The sequence below is a fragment of the Klebsiella pneumoniae genome (assembly GCF_000742135.1).
Taxonomy (GTDB): Bacteria; Pseudomonadota; Gammaproteobacteria; order Enterobacterales; family Enterobacteriaceae; genus Klebsiella; species Klebsiella pneumoniae.
Genome location: NZ_KN046818.1, coordinates 2,561,085 through 2,574,755, shown reverse-complemented (window position 1 = coordinate 2,574,755; position 13,671 = coordinate 2,561,085). Strand labels below are relative to the sequence as shown.

Genomic DNA, 13,671 nt, shown 5'->3' with positions numbered 1-13,671 from the left:
CGCTTATTATCGAATAAAACGATACCAGCGACAACAGGTTAAGTGTGGGGGTATTACGGATTAACAAAAGTCCGTTTTACCCGCTGCGAACGGCGAAAATAGGGCGCCAGCAGCGCAGCGGCCAGCAGCGGAAACAGCAGCTGACGCAGGGCAAGCACATCCGAGACCGGCGAGAAGGCAAAAGCCTTTATCGCCAGCAGCAGGGTGATGAGCAGCCAGATAATGTAGTGTTTCGGCACCACCGAGCGCCGCTTGAAAAAGGCGATAGTCAGCCAGAGCGTGTAATACCACATGGCGAGGGCAAACAGCAGCGAGGCGACCCACAGCGCCATATGGCCCGCGCTCATGGCGCGCAGTAGTGTATAGGTCTGCGGCGACATCAGCGCATTGGCAAAAAACAGCAGCGATAACGAGGCGCTCAGCAGCGCCACCAGCAACCAGGCCAGCGGAGCCAGCAGCCATCCGCCGATGCGCTCTGCAGATTGAGACGTCATGTTTCTCCCCTATTCAACGCCAGTGAATAAAATCAGGCCGGGAAGTATAAGCAACTGGCGTGAAGGATGACAGCCTTACTGCACGAATCGCCAAACGGATTTAGGAACCTGGCCCACATCGAACAATTTACCACCGGAGACCAGCTCTGCGCGACGATGATCGGCGGCGCGATACATATTCACGATCTCCTGGGTGTCAGTCAGGGAGTAGTTAAGGTGATCAAATAGTTTTTCAAGGCTTTCCAGCGAACTGATTTTGCGAAATTTTAATAAGTAGTCCAGCACGGTCATTTTCGTATCCATTTTATAATCGGAATTATTGCGTTGAATATTATCAGCATTCACTAAACCTACTCTCAACCAACGGCGCCTTCTGCTGGGGCCGCGTGGAATGAATCAGGTTATATAAACCCATGACAAGGGGCAAAGCCAGCCTTGAAGAGCAGGGAGAAGTTTAAGAATATTCTAAAATCAGACCGGGCGCCGAATGGCGCCCGCAAGAGAAGATTAACGCTGTTCGCCGTGACTGGCAATAACAGATTTGTACCAATAAAAACTCTTCTTTCGTTTCCGCGCCAGATTTTGCTGGTGATCGACATAGACAAAACCATATTGCTTTTGATAGCCGTTGAGCCAGCTCAGCAGATCGATAAATGACCAGGGGTAATAGCCGCGCACATCTGCCCCCAGCGCCAGCGCTTTTTCGAGGGCGCCAATATGGCTGCTGAGATAATCAATCCGCGGGTCGTCGACCACTTCCCCGTCAATAATCGGGTCCTTCGCGCCGAGGCCATTCTCGGTGATATATATCGGAATATCGCCATAGCGCGCCTTAATCATCATAATGCCGTCAGTTAGCCCCTGCGGCCAGATTTCCCAGCCCCATTCGGTATATGTACTCTGGGGATTACGCACGAAATAGAATAATCCCTCCACGCCAGGCTCACCGCCGGTAGCGATCTCAGGCGGCTGGGCAGATACCGTTTCCCGGCGATAGTAATTCAGACCGATAAAGTCGCAGCGGTTGTCACGGAGCAGCGCGTCGTCGCCTGGAGCAAAGCGAGGTACCCCCCACAGCGCCTGGGTCTGCGCCAGCAGGTCGGCAGGATAGGTGCATTTCAGCACCGGATCGTACAGCCAGTGAGTATGGATGGCGTCAGCCAGTTCGGTGGCCTTAATGTCCGCCTCGCTGTCGGTGAGCGGGGTATGCGGTTGCAGTACGTTGACGAAGCCAATCTCGCCGGCCACAGCCATCTCGCGAAAGGCCTTCACCGCCAGCGCATGGGCGATAAATACGTGGTGGCAGGCCTGAATAGCACGCGCCGGATCGCGGACCGCCGGGGGATGGAGGCCGTTAATGTAGCCGTGCCCAATGAAGACAATGGTTTCGTTGAAGGTAGCCCACAGCTTCACCCGTGAACCAAAGCGCGCATAGCACAGGCGGGCGTACTCGGCGAAGGCCTCGGCGGTAGTGCGCGCTTCCCAGCCGCCCTCATCCTGCAGGGCCTGCGGCAGATCCCAGTGATAGAGGGTGATCATCGGCTCAATATTGTGCGCCAGCAGTTCGTCGATCAGATCGCTGTAAAACTGGACTCCCGCTTCATTCACCTTACCGCGCCCGGCGGGCAGCAGGCGGGGCCAGGAGATGGAGAATCGATAGCTTTGCAGGCCCATTTCGGCCATTAACGCCACGTCTTCGCGAAAACGGTGATAGTGGTCGACGGCAATATCGCCGGTGGTGCCTTCAAAGGTGGTACCCGGCAGATGAGAGTAGATATCCCAGATTGACGGTCCTTTACCGTCGGCGTCGTGTCCTCCCTCAACCTGATACGCTGCGGTAGCGGCACCCCATAAGAAATTGTGCGGAAAAGCGGCCATGAAAAAGCTCCCTGTCTGATGATAAAGGGAGTGTAATAAAAGCGCGAGCATACGTGCAACCGGTTTCTGAAACCGGTTGCACAGTTGCGAGGCGGGTCACTGTTTTAACGCGGAGCTACTTCGTGTGCACCACATCCGCTGGCGGTGGGGACTGATAGTTATCTATATGGTGTGCGATAACCAAAAGCAGTGCCGAAATACCAAAAACAACCCAGCCAATAAGTTCTACAATACGGGTAAAAACAGTTGTCATAACACTTCAATATCCTTTGAACACAGCGTGAAATGTTACTCGATGGTCAGCAGATCACAAGGGGTATCTGTCTGATTTCTCACACTTGCATGTAAGTCGCAAAGTAAGGAATGATAAGTTTTGCTCACGGTTTTTAAAATTATTCTCATTAACCTGGTGTTGATATCAGTTGCATAAGCGAGGCGGTAAGATGAGCGATGCGATCCGGGTGGGGCTGGTGGGGTTCGGTTACGCCAGCAAAACGTTTCATGCGCCGTTGATCGGCGGCACGCCGGGTATGGCGCTGAAGGCGGTCGCCAGCAGCGACGCCGATAAGGTCCATGCCGATTGGCCTGGCGTGAAGGTAATGAGTGCGCCGGGGGATCTGCTGGACGACCCGGATATCGATCTGATGGTCATCGCCACCCCGAACGACACCCACTTTCCGCTGGCGAAAGCGGCGCTGGAGGCGGGAAAGCATGTTGTGGTGGATAAACCCTTTACCGTGACACTGTCACAAGCTCGCGAGCTGGAAAGCCTGGCGAAGCACTGCGGTCGGATACTTTCGGTGTTTCATAACCGGCGCTGGGACAGCGATTTCTTAACGGTCAGCGCGTTGATCAACGAAGGTCAGCTGGGGGAGGTGTGTTACTTCGAGTCGCATTTCGATCGCTTCCGACCACAGGTGCGCCAGCGCTGGCGTGAGCAGGCAGGTCCTGGCAGCGGCATATGGTATGACCTCGCGCCGCATCTGCTCGACCAGGTCGTGGTGCTGTTTGGCCTGCCGGTAAGCATCACGGTGGACCTCGCGCAGCTTCGGCCCGGCGCGCAATCCACCGACTATTTTCACGCCGTGCTGGCCTATCCGCAGCGGCGGGTAGTACTGCATGGTACGTTACTCGCCGCCGCGGAGAGCGCGCGCTTTATCGTTCACGGCTCGCGGGCCAGCTATATTAAGTACGGCCTTGACCCGCAGGAGGAGCGGCTAAAAAACGGTGAACGGCTGCCGCAGGAGGACTGGGGATATGATATGCGCGACGGTACCCTGACCCGCGCGGAAGGGGATGAACGTAGTCAGGAGAAATGGCTGACGCTACCGGGTAATTATCCCGCTTACTATGCCGCTATCCGCGACGCGCTTAACGGCGTAGGGGAAAACCCGGTCCCGGCCAGCGAGGCGATTCAGATAATGACCCTGATTGAGTTGGGTATCGAGTCGGCCAGACATCGCGCCACGCTCAGCCTGGTCTGAGGAGGAGCCCGGCAGCACGGCTGCCGGGCCGGTTATCAGCCTTTGGCAACCCGCTGAATGAGGGCGGCTTTTTCCTGTTCGCCGAGGAACGCCAGGGTCAGGCCGTTGATCTGCGCCTGACGGATCTGCTCCCGGCTCAGCCCTGCCGCCGGCGCCGCCACGGTATACTCGTGAATGATGTCCACACCCTGGACCGCCGGATCGTCAGTGTTGAGGCTCGCCAGCACGCCGTGCTCAAGGAACTGCTTCAGCGGATGCTGGGCCAGGGAGGCCACGGTGCTGGTTTGCACGTTCGAGGTCAGGCAGGATTCAATCCCGATGCGGTGCTCGGCCAGGTAGTCCATCAGGGCTGGATCCTCTACCGCTTTAACCCCATGGCCGATGCGCTCCGCGCCCAGCTCACGAATGGCCTGCCAGATACTTTCCGGGCCGGCCGCTTCGCCCGCGTGGACGGTGATATGCCACCCGGCGTCGCGGGCCTGGTTAAAATGGTTGCGGAACAGCGTACCCGGGAAGCCGAGCTCATCGCCTGCGAGGTCGAGGGCAGTGATGCCCTCGCGGTGGGCGAGCAGCGCCGCCAGCTCTTCCTGACAGGCGGCTTCGCCGAAGGTGCGGCTCAGAATACCGATCAGCCGGGCGTCGACCTGGAAATCGCGGCATCCCTCTTGAACCCCGGCAATTACCGCCTCTACCACGCCGTCGACCGGCAGCCGGTGGGTCATCGCCATATAGCGGGGAGAGAAGCGCAGCTCAACGTAGTGCAGGCCATTTCGCGCCGCGTCTTCGACGTTCTCATACGCCACGCGGCGACAGGCTTCCAGCGAGGCCAGGACCTTTACCCCCCAGTCGAGCTTGGCGAGGAAACTAACCAGATCGGGCTCAAGGCTGGTGACCTGGACGTGCGGACGCAGCGTGTCGAGGGTGGTTGCGGGAAGAGCGATATTAAATTCGCGGCCAAGATCGAGGATGGTTTGGGCCCGGATGTTACCGTCAAGATGACGATGAATGTCGGTTAATGGCAATGAGGAATCAATCATGGTCGCACTCTTTTTTAGTTAAAGTGCACGTCATTATACAACATGAACATAACTGTTTAAAAGCATTGAAAAAATGTATGCGATACAAATAGCTGGCAGCAATCAGGTCAGTGTTACGGTCTTTTTGACTGGCCCCTTTAAAACGCAGAACGAATATCATGATTGACGCGATCCTGACCAGATCAGAAATGCACACGCGCTGACCGCGGCGCCCGCAAGGCAGACCGCCTGCCATCCCCAGTGGGAATAAAGCTGTGTGGCAACGATAGCCCCTGCCGCGCTGCCCAGCGAATAAAAACACATGTAAGCCCCAACCAGGCGGCTTGCCGCTGCAGGCCTGGCGGCAATGATCAGGCTCTGGCTGGAGACATGAACGGCCTGTACCGCAAAGTCCAGCGCAATGACGCCAGCTATCAGCCAAAGCAGAGAGGTTTCGGCATAGCCGATAGGAAGCCATGAGATGGTCAGCAGCGCCAGCGCCAGGCCGGTAGTGCGCTGAGCCCATCCCTGGTCAGCCCACTTGCCCGCTCTGGCGGCGGCCAGCATGCCAGCGAAGCCGGCTAAGCCAAACATCCCCGTCTGGGTGTGCGAGAGGGAAAGGGCGGTGAGCGGCATGACCATGGTCGTCCATAGCATGCTGAAAGCGGCGAAGATAAATAGCGCCAGGATCCCGCGCTTTCTCAGTTGCGGCTCGGTGAGGTACAGCTGAAACACGGACTTCAATAAGGAAAGGTAAGTCGGCTTTTGCGGCTGCTGCGGGGGCGAAGGCATGATTTTCCAGACGATCCCGGCAATCATCAACATCAGACAGGCAGCCGTGAGATACACGGCTCGCCAGCCGGCGATATCGGCTATCGCGCCTGAGATAAACCGAGATAACAGGATGCCTGAAACAATGCCGCTGGTCAGGGTACCCACCGCCTGGCCTCGTTTCTGCGGCGTCGCCAGTATTGCCACCCAGGCCACCAGCACCTGCACCACAACGGCCATCAGGCCGACGATCAGCATGGCGCCAAGCAGAGTTGCTATATTGGGGGATAACCCTGCCGCGACTAACGCCGCTACTGAAAGCAACAGTTGACTCATCACCACGTATTTACGGTTCAACCAGTCCCCGAGCGGAACCAGGAACAGCAGGCCAATGGCATAGCCCGCCTGCGTAGCGGTGATGACGCTGCCAATCATGCCTGGCGACACCTTCAGGCTGACCGCCATCGAGTCGAGTAAAGGCTGTGCTGAATAAACATTGGCTACTGCCAGCGCGCAGGTTAGTGAAAACAACGCCGTTATCCCTGTGGTCAGCATCGTGTCAGGGACTGACGCAGTTTGGATCCTTTGGCCGGTACATCTACTTGCCTTACATTTCATAAGAGATCCTCTGTCTGGTTGCTTTTTAAAACTAGTGTACCTATAGAATTAGCCTTGCTGGTTTTTTTTTGCAACTGGTAAAGGTGAGGATTAAGCTAGATCAGTAGATAAATTGATAAGGAGCGCGCAGATGGCAAAGCAGGAATCACTTAGAACCAGTGAATGTCCGGTGGCGAGAACGTTGGAATCAATTGGTGAACGCTGGTGCCTGATGATTATCCGCGAAGCATTTGACGATGTGCGGAGATTCAGCGAGTTTCAAAAAAATTTGGGGCTGGCCAAAAATATCCTTGCCTCGCGGCTGAAGCATCTGGTTGATATCGGTATTTTCGAGATTTTACCGGCATCGGATGGCAGCGCATACAAGGAATATGTCCTGACTGAAAAGGGGCGCTCCGTGTTTCCCATTGTTGTGGCGCTGCGGCAATGGGGAGAGCGTTATATGTTTGAGCAAGGGGAAACCTATTCGGTCCTGCTGGATAACGCGCACGGCCAGCCCCTTCAGTATCTGGATGTGCGTTCCGCTCAGGGGGATAAACTGCAACCAGGCGACTGTCATCGCCGGCGCATTGTGTCCGATACCCGCGCCGAATAATGGCGTGAAGAATTTGCAGGATACCAGCGAGAATACGAGCGTACCGCTAAAGGGTCATGGAACAATCCTGACGTGTTTTTTTGCGAACTGCTTCTGATGCCAAAGCTCCGGACGCGTGAAAGTGACCCACCGCCAACCGCAGGAGGCGGTGCATAACCATTTACAATTATATTTTATTTGAATGTATTCATGTTACATATTAAATTCTGCTTACTTTATCGACGATGAGGCAAGGATGCGGATGTGGAGAGCGTAATCCATAACAATATTGAGGGTTTTCTGCTGTTGTTATTAAGCATGTGGCCGATTCTGCTGGTGGTATTCATTGGCGTCGCAATTTCATTCTATACCATGCTGTTACGCAAGACGGCGCTGGCCTGCCTGCTTTTCGCCCTCGCCATCGGCGCCGCAGGCTGGAGTCTCGCTTAGCCGCTGGCCTCAGGGTTTATCCAGCAGGCTCATACTGGAGGTGGCGGCGCCATCATTCAGATTGGCGGGCGAATGCCAGTCGCGACCCGCCAGCGCACTGTCGCTCTGTCCGCTGCCGACGCCTTGCTGCGTCGACAGCGATGAACCTTCCAGTGCTTCATCCGCCCCTGACCGATCGGGCAGGGAACTGGTATAGCCGCCATTATTCGAGTACGTATCCATGCCGTTGACTTCGTTAGGCACCGTGTCGGTAGTCGTACCGTCATCGTTAATGCAAAAAGAGCCGCCAATGCCGTTTGGCTGACAGTCTGCAGCAAAAGCCGGACTGGCCAGCGCGGTCAGTAGCAATAACGGTAAGCCGATTTCCTTCATTCTTATCTCCCAGGGCCGTGTGGTCTGCCAGACATTCTGTACTATAGCGGCGGCAGTAGCGCGGTAAGTAACAAAACTGTGTAATTTTGTAATGACCGGTGGACGGTTTGTCGTTCGGCCAGGAAAGAGCGTGCGTTAAGCGTGGCATAGCGGCTCGGCAGAAAGCGGTAATCAATTGTTAATTCTACGTAAAGGTTAATGAAAATTTAAGGGAACGCCGCTATGTTGGCAGCATCATACTTTCCATAAAGGATATGCCATGCGCGATAAATATTCCGGCCTGCAGATTGGGATTCACTGGCTGGTTTTTTTGCTGGTAGTAGTAGCCTATGCGGCGATGGAGCTGCGCGGGTTTTTTCCCCGCAGTGAACGGCCATTGATTAATATGGTGCATGTTTCCTGCGGGATCACCATTTTCGTGCTGATGGTGGCGCGTCTGCTGGTGCGGCTGAAATCGCCGGCGCCGCCGATCGTACCGAAACCATCGCCGATGATGACCGGTTTCGCCCATCTTGGTCACCTGGCGATCTATTTGCTGTTCATTGCCTTGCCGTTGATCGGCATGGTGATGATGTACTGGCGCGGTAACCCCTGGTATGCCTTTGGTCTGACCATGCCGTATGCCCCGCAGAGCGATTTTGAGCGGGTGGATACCCTGAAGGCGATCCATGAATGGTTGGCCAATGCCGGGTACTTTGTGATTGGCCTGCATGCTCTCGCCGCGCTGCTCCATCATTACTGGTGGAAGGATAATACTCTGCTGCGAATGATGCCTCGTAAGCGCTAAATCATCCTCTTTCACTTCCTGACCCCGTCCCGCGACGGGGTTTTTTTTTGCCTTCACCGTTAATAGAATATAGTATACCCCCCTATATGATACGGAGGCGTAATCGTGCCACATTCACCTGAAGATAAAAAACGGGCGCTCAGCCGCGTAAGACGCATCCGCGGCCAGGTCGAAGCCCTTGAGCGCGCGCTGGAGTCCGGCGAGCCCTGTATGACTATTCTGCAGCAGATCGCCTCGATTCGCGGGGCGGCGAACGGCCTGATGGGCGAAATGGTGGAGATCCACCTGCAGGACGAGCTGGTCAGCGGCGACACCACCCCTGAGCAGCGGGCCGCGAGAATGGCAGAGGTCGGTCATCTGCTACGATCCTATTTAAAATAACATCACGACGAGGAAGAGACAGTTATGAAATCACGCGCAGCAGTGGCCTTCGGCCCCGGTCAGCCGTTAAAAATCGTTGAGATTGACGTCGCGCCGCCGAAAAAAGGCGAAGTTCTGGTGAAAATCACCCACACCGGGGTGTGTCATACCGATGCCTTCACCCTCTCCGGTGACGATCCGGAAGGTGTCTTCCTGGCGGTGCTGGGCCATGAGGGCGGCGGGATTGTCGTGGAAGTAGGCGAGGGCGTCACCAGCCTTAAGCCGGGCGATCACGTCATTCCGCTGTATACCGCCGAATGTGGCGAGTGCAAATTCTGTAAGTCGGGTAAAACCAACCTCTGTCAGGCGGTGCGTGCCACCCAGGGTAAAGGACTGATGCCGGACGGCACCACTCGTTTCTCGTACAATGGCGAACCGATCTATCACTATATGGGCACCAGCACTTTCAGCGAATATACGGTTTGCGCCGAGATTTCGCTGGCGAAAGTCAATCCGCAGGCGCCTTTGGATAAAGTGTGCCTGCTGGGCTGCGGCGTAACCACCGGTATCGGCGCGGTGCATAACACGGCGAAGGTCAAGGCCGGGGATAGCGTCGCGGTCTTTGGTCTGGGCGGCATTGGTCTGGCGGTGATCCAGGGCGCGGTGCAGGCGCAGGCCGGGCGCATTCTGGCGGTTGATACCAACCCGGATAAATTCACTCTTGCTAAAGAGATGGGCGCGACCGATTTTATCAATCCGAACGACTACGATAAGCCGATTCAGGATGTGATTGTTGAGCTGACCGACGGCGGGGTGGATTTCAGCTTCGAGTGCATCGGCAATGTAAATGTGATGCGCGCGGCGCTGGAGTGCTGCCATAAAGGCTGGGGTGAGAGCGTGATCATCGGTGTAGCCGGCGCCGGGCAGGAGATCAAGACCCGTCCGTTCCAGCTGGTGACCGGCCGCGTGTGGCGCGGTTCCGCCTTCGGCGGCGTAAAAGGGCGCAGTCAGCTGCCGGGCATGGTGGAAGACGCCATGGCGGGTAAAATTCGCCTCGATCCGTTTATTACCCATCGCCTGCCGCTGGAGCAGATTAACGAGGCCTTTGATCTGATGCATGAAGGTAAATCGATTCGCACCGTGATCCACTTTGGCGACCAGTAATCGCCGACGCTGAAGGCGAATCGTCACCCATAAAAAAGGGCCCGGATGGGCCCTTTTGTGTATGTCGATCAGTGATGGTCTGGGAGCGCGTAGGCGATGATGTAATCGCCGCGAACCGGTGACTGGCGGGCGCCGCCGGCATTGATAATGATGTACTGCTTACCGGTTTTCGGTGAGACGTAGGTCATCGGGCCGGACTGGCTGCCGACCGGCAGACGCGATTTCCAGATCTCTTTGCCGTTCGCGGTATCAAAGGCGCGCAGGTAGAAATCCTGGGTGCCGGCGAAGAACAGCAGTCCGGACTGCGTTGCCAGCGATGCGCCAAGGGTCGGCATGCCGATTGGAATTGGCATGTGCATACGTATGCCCAGCGGCCCGGTGTCTTCTACGGTGCCAACCGGCACCTGCCACACCAGTTTCCCGGTTTTCAGATCCACCGCGGACATGGTGCCGAACGGCGGCTTCTGGCACGGAATGCCCAGCGGCGACAGGAAACGTTCGCGCATCGCGCCAAACGGCGTGCCTTCCATCGGCACGATGCCCATCTCGATCCCGCTGGCGTCTTTCGCCACCTTCGCGCGCGGCACCATATAGTTGGCCAGGCCCAGACGCATATCGTTGACAAACATCAGGCTGTTGTTTGGATCCAGCGAAACACTGCCCCAGTTCATGCCGCCGAGCGAGCCCGGGAACTGCAGGGAACGGTCTTCACCTGGCGGGGTAAAGACGCCCTGATGGCGCATCTCTTTGAACTGAATACGGCACAGCAGCAGGTCGATCGGTGTCGCTCCCCACATATCGGACTCGGTCAACGTCTGGTTGCCGATCATCGGCATCCCTACCGAGTAAGGTTGCGTCGGCGAGTAGCGTTCACCTTTGACGTTGCCCGCCGGCACCGGACGCTCTTCCACTTTGGCCACCGGCTCGCCGGTCTCGCGGTTGAGCATAAAGATCATGCCCTGCTTGCTGGTCTGCACCAGCACCGGGGTGGTGCCGCCCTTGCCGTCAGGCAGATCGTACAGCAGCGGCTGAGAAGGCAGGTCAAAGTCCCACAGATCGTGGTGTGTGGTCTGGAAGTGCCAGCGCACCTGGCCGGTGGTGGCATCCACAGCCACGATAGAGGAGCTGTATTTATCGTCCAGCGCGGTACGTTCGCCGCCAAAGAAATCTGGCGTGGCGTTGCCGGTGGGCAGATAGATCAGATTCAGCTTCGCGTCGTAGGACATCGCCGACCAGACGTTTGGCGTACCGCGCGTGTAGGTCTGGCCTTCCGGCGGAACACCGGTCAGCGCTGGATTGCCCGGATCCCACGCCCATGCCAGTTTGCCGGTGTGGACATCAAACGCGCGGACCACGCCCGGCGGTTCGCCAGTGGAGTAGTTATCCGCGACGCGGCCGCCCACCACCACCACATTGCCCGCCACCAGCGGGGTGGAGGTCTGCTGATAGTAACCCGCTTTCACTTCACCCATGCCGACGCTGAGGTCGACAATACCGCCATCGCCGAAGTTTTCGCACAGTTTGCCGGTATCGGCATCAATGGCGATCAGGCGGGCGTCGATGGTCGGCAGGAACAGACGACGGGAACAGGCGGCCGGCTGCGTGCCTGACGCTGGCGCGGTTTGCGCCTGGCTATCTTCGTAATACCCTAAGCCGCGGCAGCGCTGCCAGTTGGGTGAAGAGGATTTGGAGTCATAGCGCCATTTCTCTTTTCCGCTGTCCACATCCAGCGCCAGCACTTTACTGTAAGGGGTACAGACATAGAGAGTATCGCCAATCTGCAGCGGGGTGTTCTGATCTTCTGCGCCCGAGCCGTTGCTCTGTGGGATATCGCCAGTATGCGCTACCCAGGCAACCTGCAGCTGGTTGACGTTTTGTTTGTTGATTTGGTCGAGGGCGGCGAAACGGTCGCCGTGGGTGGTGTTGCCCCAGTGCGCCCAGTTTTTCTGCTGTTCGCCTGGCGCGACGGGCTTGACTGGTACCGCTTCAGTCGCGCTGACCAGCGGTGCGGATTTGAACATCCAGCCAAAGCTCACCGCCAGCGCCACGGCGAGAACGGCGGCGACGCCATAGGCCGGGCCTTTTTTCGCCGGTGGGCTGGCGAGGAAAGGCCAGACCAGGGCGGCCAGGAAGGCCAGTACGCCGAGCGCAAACAGGCGCGAGAAGAGCGGCCAGTAGTTCCAGCCAGCGTCACTAATCGCCCAGATCACCGAGGCGATAAACGCCACGGCGTATAACAGAATACCGCCGCGGCGGTTGCGGAAAATCAACACCGCCGCGATGACCATGACCACGCCCATCAGCGCGAAGTACAGTGTACCGCCGACGAGGGCCAGTTTTGCCCCAAGAATACCCACAGCCAGACCGATGATGAGCATCAGTCCGGCGAGAAGCCACTGCAGGATCCGGGGGAATCCGCGCGGCGCGTTGCCAGTTGCCATGTAATCTCCTTAACCACACCAGCCACCTCACTGCGAACCAAATGAAACATGTTGCTTTTGAATCATTTTTGAATGAAGTGGTTTTAACCTTCATAAAACTGTATTTGTTGCTTGATTAGATTTCGAGTGAACCATTTGGTGAAATCGAGACATGATAGATCTGTTAAAGAAGTTTGCGCAAATGTTAATAAATAATTTCGCACTAAATGATTATTTTGCCGAATATGTCTAACGTCATGGGGAGCGGCGTCGGCGCGTTTGCAGGTTCCCCGGCCGCTGCGGGCCGGGGAGAAAGGGGGTCAGGCAGGCATGGACTTACGGATAGCGCTGAGCAGCGTCTGCGTACCCGGGGTCAGTGTCGCATCGACGCGGGTTAAAATGCCGATGGGCTCTCCGGCGCCCTGGGTGGCGATCGGCAGGGCGGTTAGCACGCCACGGCGAAGATCGTCTTTTACCGCCCCGGAAGGGACAAACCAGACATAGTCAAAATCCACCGTCAGCTGGCGCGACAGGGAGGCGGAAAGGGTCTCGATGCAGCCGGCGGGCATCTTACAGCCCTGGCTCTGGAGCAGCGCTTCGGCGTTTTGCCGCGGCACGGTGCCTTTAGGTGAGACCACCACCGGCCACTCCATCACCCGACTAAGGGTCACCGTCTCCTGAAGCAGAGGATGTCCCGGGCGAACCACCAGCTTCAGGGATTCAAGGAACAACAGTTCGTAATGCAGCCCGCTCATCAGCTCCGGGTCGGACATACGTCCAATGCCGATGTCGATCTCCCCGGATTTTAAGCCGGCGAGCAGCATGGTGTTGTTCATAGTGGCGACCTGCAGCGTGATATCTTTTTGCTGCTTGTGAAACTGGCCGATCACCGTCGGTAGGATCCCCAGCGCGGCGGTGGGCAGCGCGCCGATGCGCACGATATCGTTATTCAGGCCCTCTTTGCGGTTCAGCGCCTGGCCGGCCGAATTAAGGGCGTCAAGCACCTTAACGGCATGCGTCAGAAACTGTTCGCCGACCAGGGTTAGCTGCGCCCCAAGACGACCCCGCTCGAACAGCCGGGTACCGGTCAGCTGTTCTAGCTCGTTAAGCGTTTTCGAGAGTGCTGGCTGGCTCAGATTTAATGTTTCAGCCGCGCGCCCCAGCGTTCCCTGTTGAGCGACGGCCACGAAGGTGTGTAGATGGCGCAAGCGAATGCGCTGACTGAAGAGACCATTTTTTTCCATAGTAAGATGATGTTAAAAACACAGCGGTGAAAGAGACAA

The 13,671-nt window shown here is 57.0% G+C and carries 15 protein-coding genes; 6 read left to right on the top strand and 9 right to left on the bottom strand.

The window, feature by feature from the left end; genetic code table 11:
• Window positions 1-53: 53 nt before the first annotated feature.
• The 4 genes from DR88_RS13265 to blr form a co-directional block, all read right to left on the bottom strand.
• The gene (locus DR88_RS13265; protein WP_002907654.1) at window positions 54-494 is read right to left on the bottom strand and encodes a DUF2569 domain-containing protein; all 441 of its coding nucleotides are present in this window, start codon (window positions 492-494) and stop codon (window positions 54-56) included.
• A gap of 75 nt (window positions 495-569) precedes the next feature.
• Window positions 570-785 (bottom strand): transcription modulator YdgT, encoded by a 216-nt coding sequence (gene ydgT / locus DR88_RS13270; RefSeq protein ID WP_002907652.1) that lies wholly within the window; start codon window positions 783-785, stop codon window positions 570-572.
• A 216-nt stretch (window positions 786-1,001) separates the two neighbouring features.
• Window positions 1,002-2,372 carry a GH1 family beta-glucosidase gene (locus DR88_RS13275; protein ID WP_032443893.1) on the bottom strand — a complete coding sequence of 457 codons (1,371 nt, stop codon included), beginning with the start codon at window positions 2,370-2,372 and terminating at the stop codon, window positions 1,002-1,004.
• A gap of 115 nt (window positions 2,373-2,487) precedes the next feature.
• Window positions 2,488-2,625, bottom strand: coding sequence for a division septum protein Blr (gene blr / locus DR88_RS28145; protein WP_004898594.1), 138 nt, complete (start codon window positions 2,623-2,625; stop codon window positions 2,488-2,490).
• 190 nt (window positions 2,626-2,815) lie between these two features.
• On the opposite strand from blr, the gene DR88_RS13280 reads away from it, so the two are divergent.
• Window positions 2,816-3,856, top strand: a complete 1,041-nt coding sequence (locus DR88_RS13280) for an oxidoreductase (protein WP_004148580.1) — start codon at window positions 2,816-2,818, stop codon at window positions 3,854-3,856.
• Between the two features lie 35 nt (window positions 3,857-3,891).
• On the opposite strand, the gene add is transcribed toward DR88_RS13280, so the two are convergent.
• Together add and DR88_RS13290 are read right to left on the bottom strand one after the other, a co-directional pair.
• A complete protein-coding gene (gene add, locus DR88_RS13285; RefSeq protein ID WP_004151209.1) occupies window positions 3,892-4,893 on the bottom strand; it encodes an adenosine deaminase in 1,002 nt (333 codons plus the stop codon).
• Window positions 4,894-5,049: 156 nt separating this feature from the next.
• Window positions 5,050-6,198, bottom strand: coding sequence for an MFS transporter (locus DR88_RS13290; protein WP_025862148.1), 1,149 nt, complete (start codon window positions 6,196-6,198; stop codon window positions 5,050-5,052).
• A 193-nt stretch (window positions 6,199-6,391) separates the two neighbouring features.
• Here DR88_RS13290 and DR88_RS13295 point away from each other — a divergent pair, with 193 nt between their 5' ends.
• Both DR88_RS13295 and DR88_RS13300 read left to right on the top strand, forming a co-directional pair.
• Window positions 6,392-6,856, top strand: a complete 465-nt coding sequence (locus tag DR88_RS13295; protein ID WP_004180158.1) for a winged helix-turn-helix transcriptional regulator — start codon at window positions 6,392-6,394, stop codon at window positions 6,854-6,856.
• A 243-nt stretch (window positions 6,857-7,099) separates the two neighbouring features.
• The gene (locus DR88_RS13300) at window positions 7,100-7,285 is read left to right on the top strand and encodes a hypothetical protein (RefSeq protein WP_002907644.1); all 186 of its coding nucleotides are present in this window, start codon (window positions 7,100-7,102) and stop codon (window positions 7,283-7,285) included.
• Window positions 7,286-7,294: 9 nt separating this feature from the next.
• Here the strand turns inward: DR88_RS13300 and DR88_RS13305 are convergent, their stop codons facing one another.
• Entirely contained in the window at window positions 7,295-7,657 is a 363-nt protein-coding gene (locus DR88_RS13305) for a hypothetical protein (RefSeq protein ID WP_004143806.1), read from the bottom strand.
• A 259-nt stretch (window positions 7,658-7,916) separates the two neighbouring features.
• On the opposite strand from DR88_RS13305, the gene cybB reads away from it, so the two are divergent.
• The 3 genes from cybB (at window position 7,917) to DR88_RS13320 (ending at window position 9,968) form a co-directional block, all read left to right on the top strand.
• Entirely contained in the window at window positions 7,917-8,444 is a 528-nt protein-coding gene (cybB, locus tag DR88_RS13310) for a cytochrome b561 (protein ID WP_002907640.1), read from the top strand.
• Window positions 8,445-8,549: 105 nt separating this feature from the next.
• Complete coding sequence (locus DR88_RS13315) at window positions 8,550-8,825, top strand: metal/formaldehyde-sensitive transcriptional repressor (protein WP_002907563.1); 276 nt, start codon at window positions 8,550-8,552, stop codon at window positions 8,823-8,825.
• A 24-nt stretch (window positions 8,826-8,849) separates the two neighbouring features.
• On the top strand, window positions 8,850-9,968 hold the full coding sequence (locus DR88_RS13320; RefSeq protein ID WP_025862147.1) for an S-(hydroxymethyl)glutathione dehydrogenase/class III alcohol dehydrogenase: 1,119 nt from the start codon (window positions 8,850-8,852) through the stop codon (window positions 9,966-9,968).
• Between the two features lie 68 nt (window positions 9,969-10,036).
• On the opposite strand, the gene DR88_RS13325 is transcribed toward DR88_RS13320, so the two are convergent.
• Window positions 10,037-12,409: a membrane-bound PQQ-dependent dehydrogenase, glucose/quinate/shikimate family gene (locus DR88_RS13325; RefSeq protein WP_004148570.1), complete on the bottom strand. Its 2,373-nt coding sequence runs from the start codon at window positions 12,407-12,409 to the stop codon at window positions 10,037-10,039.
• Window positions 12,410-12,708: 299 nt separating this feature from the next.
• On the bottom strand, window positions 12,709-13,632 hold the full coding sequence (locus tag DR88_RS13330; RefSeq protein WP_004143800.1) for a LysR substrate-binding domain-containing protein: 924 nt from the start codon (window positions 13,630-13,632) through the stop codon (window positions 12,709-12,711).
• Window positions 13,633-13,671 lie beyond the last annotated feature (39 nt).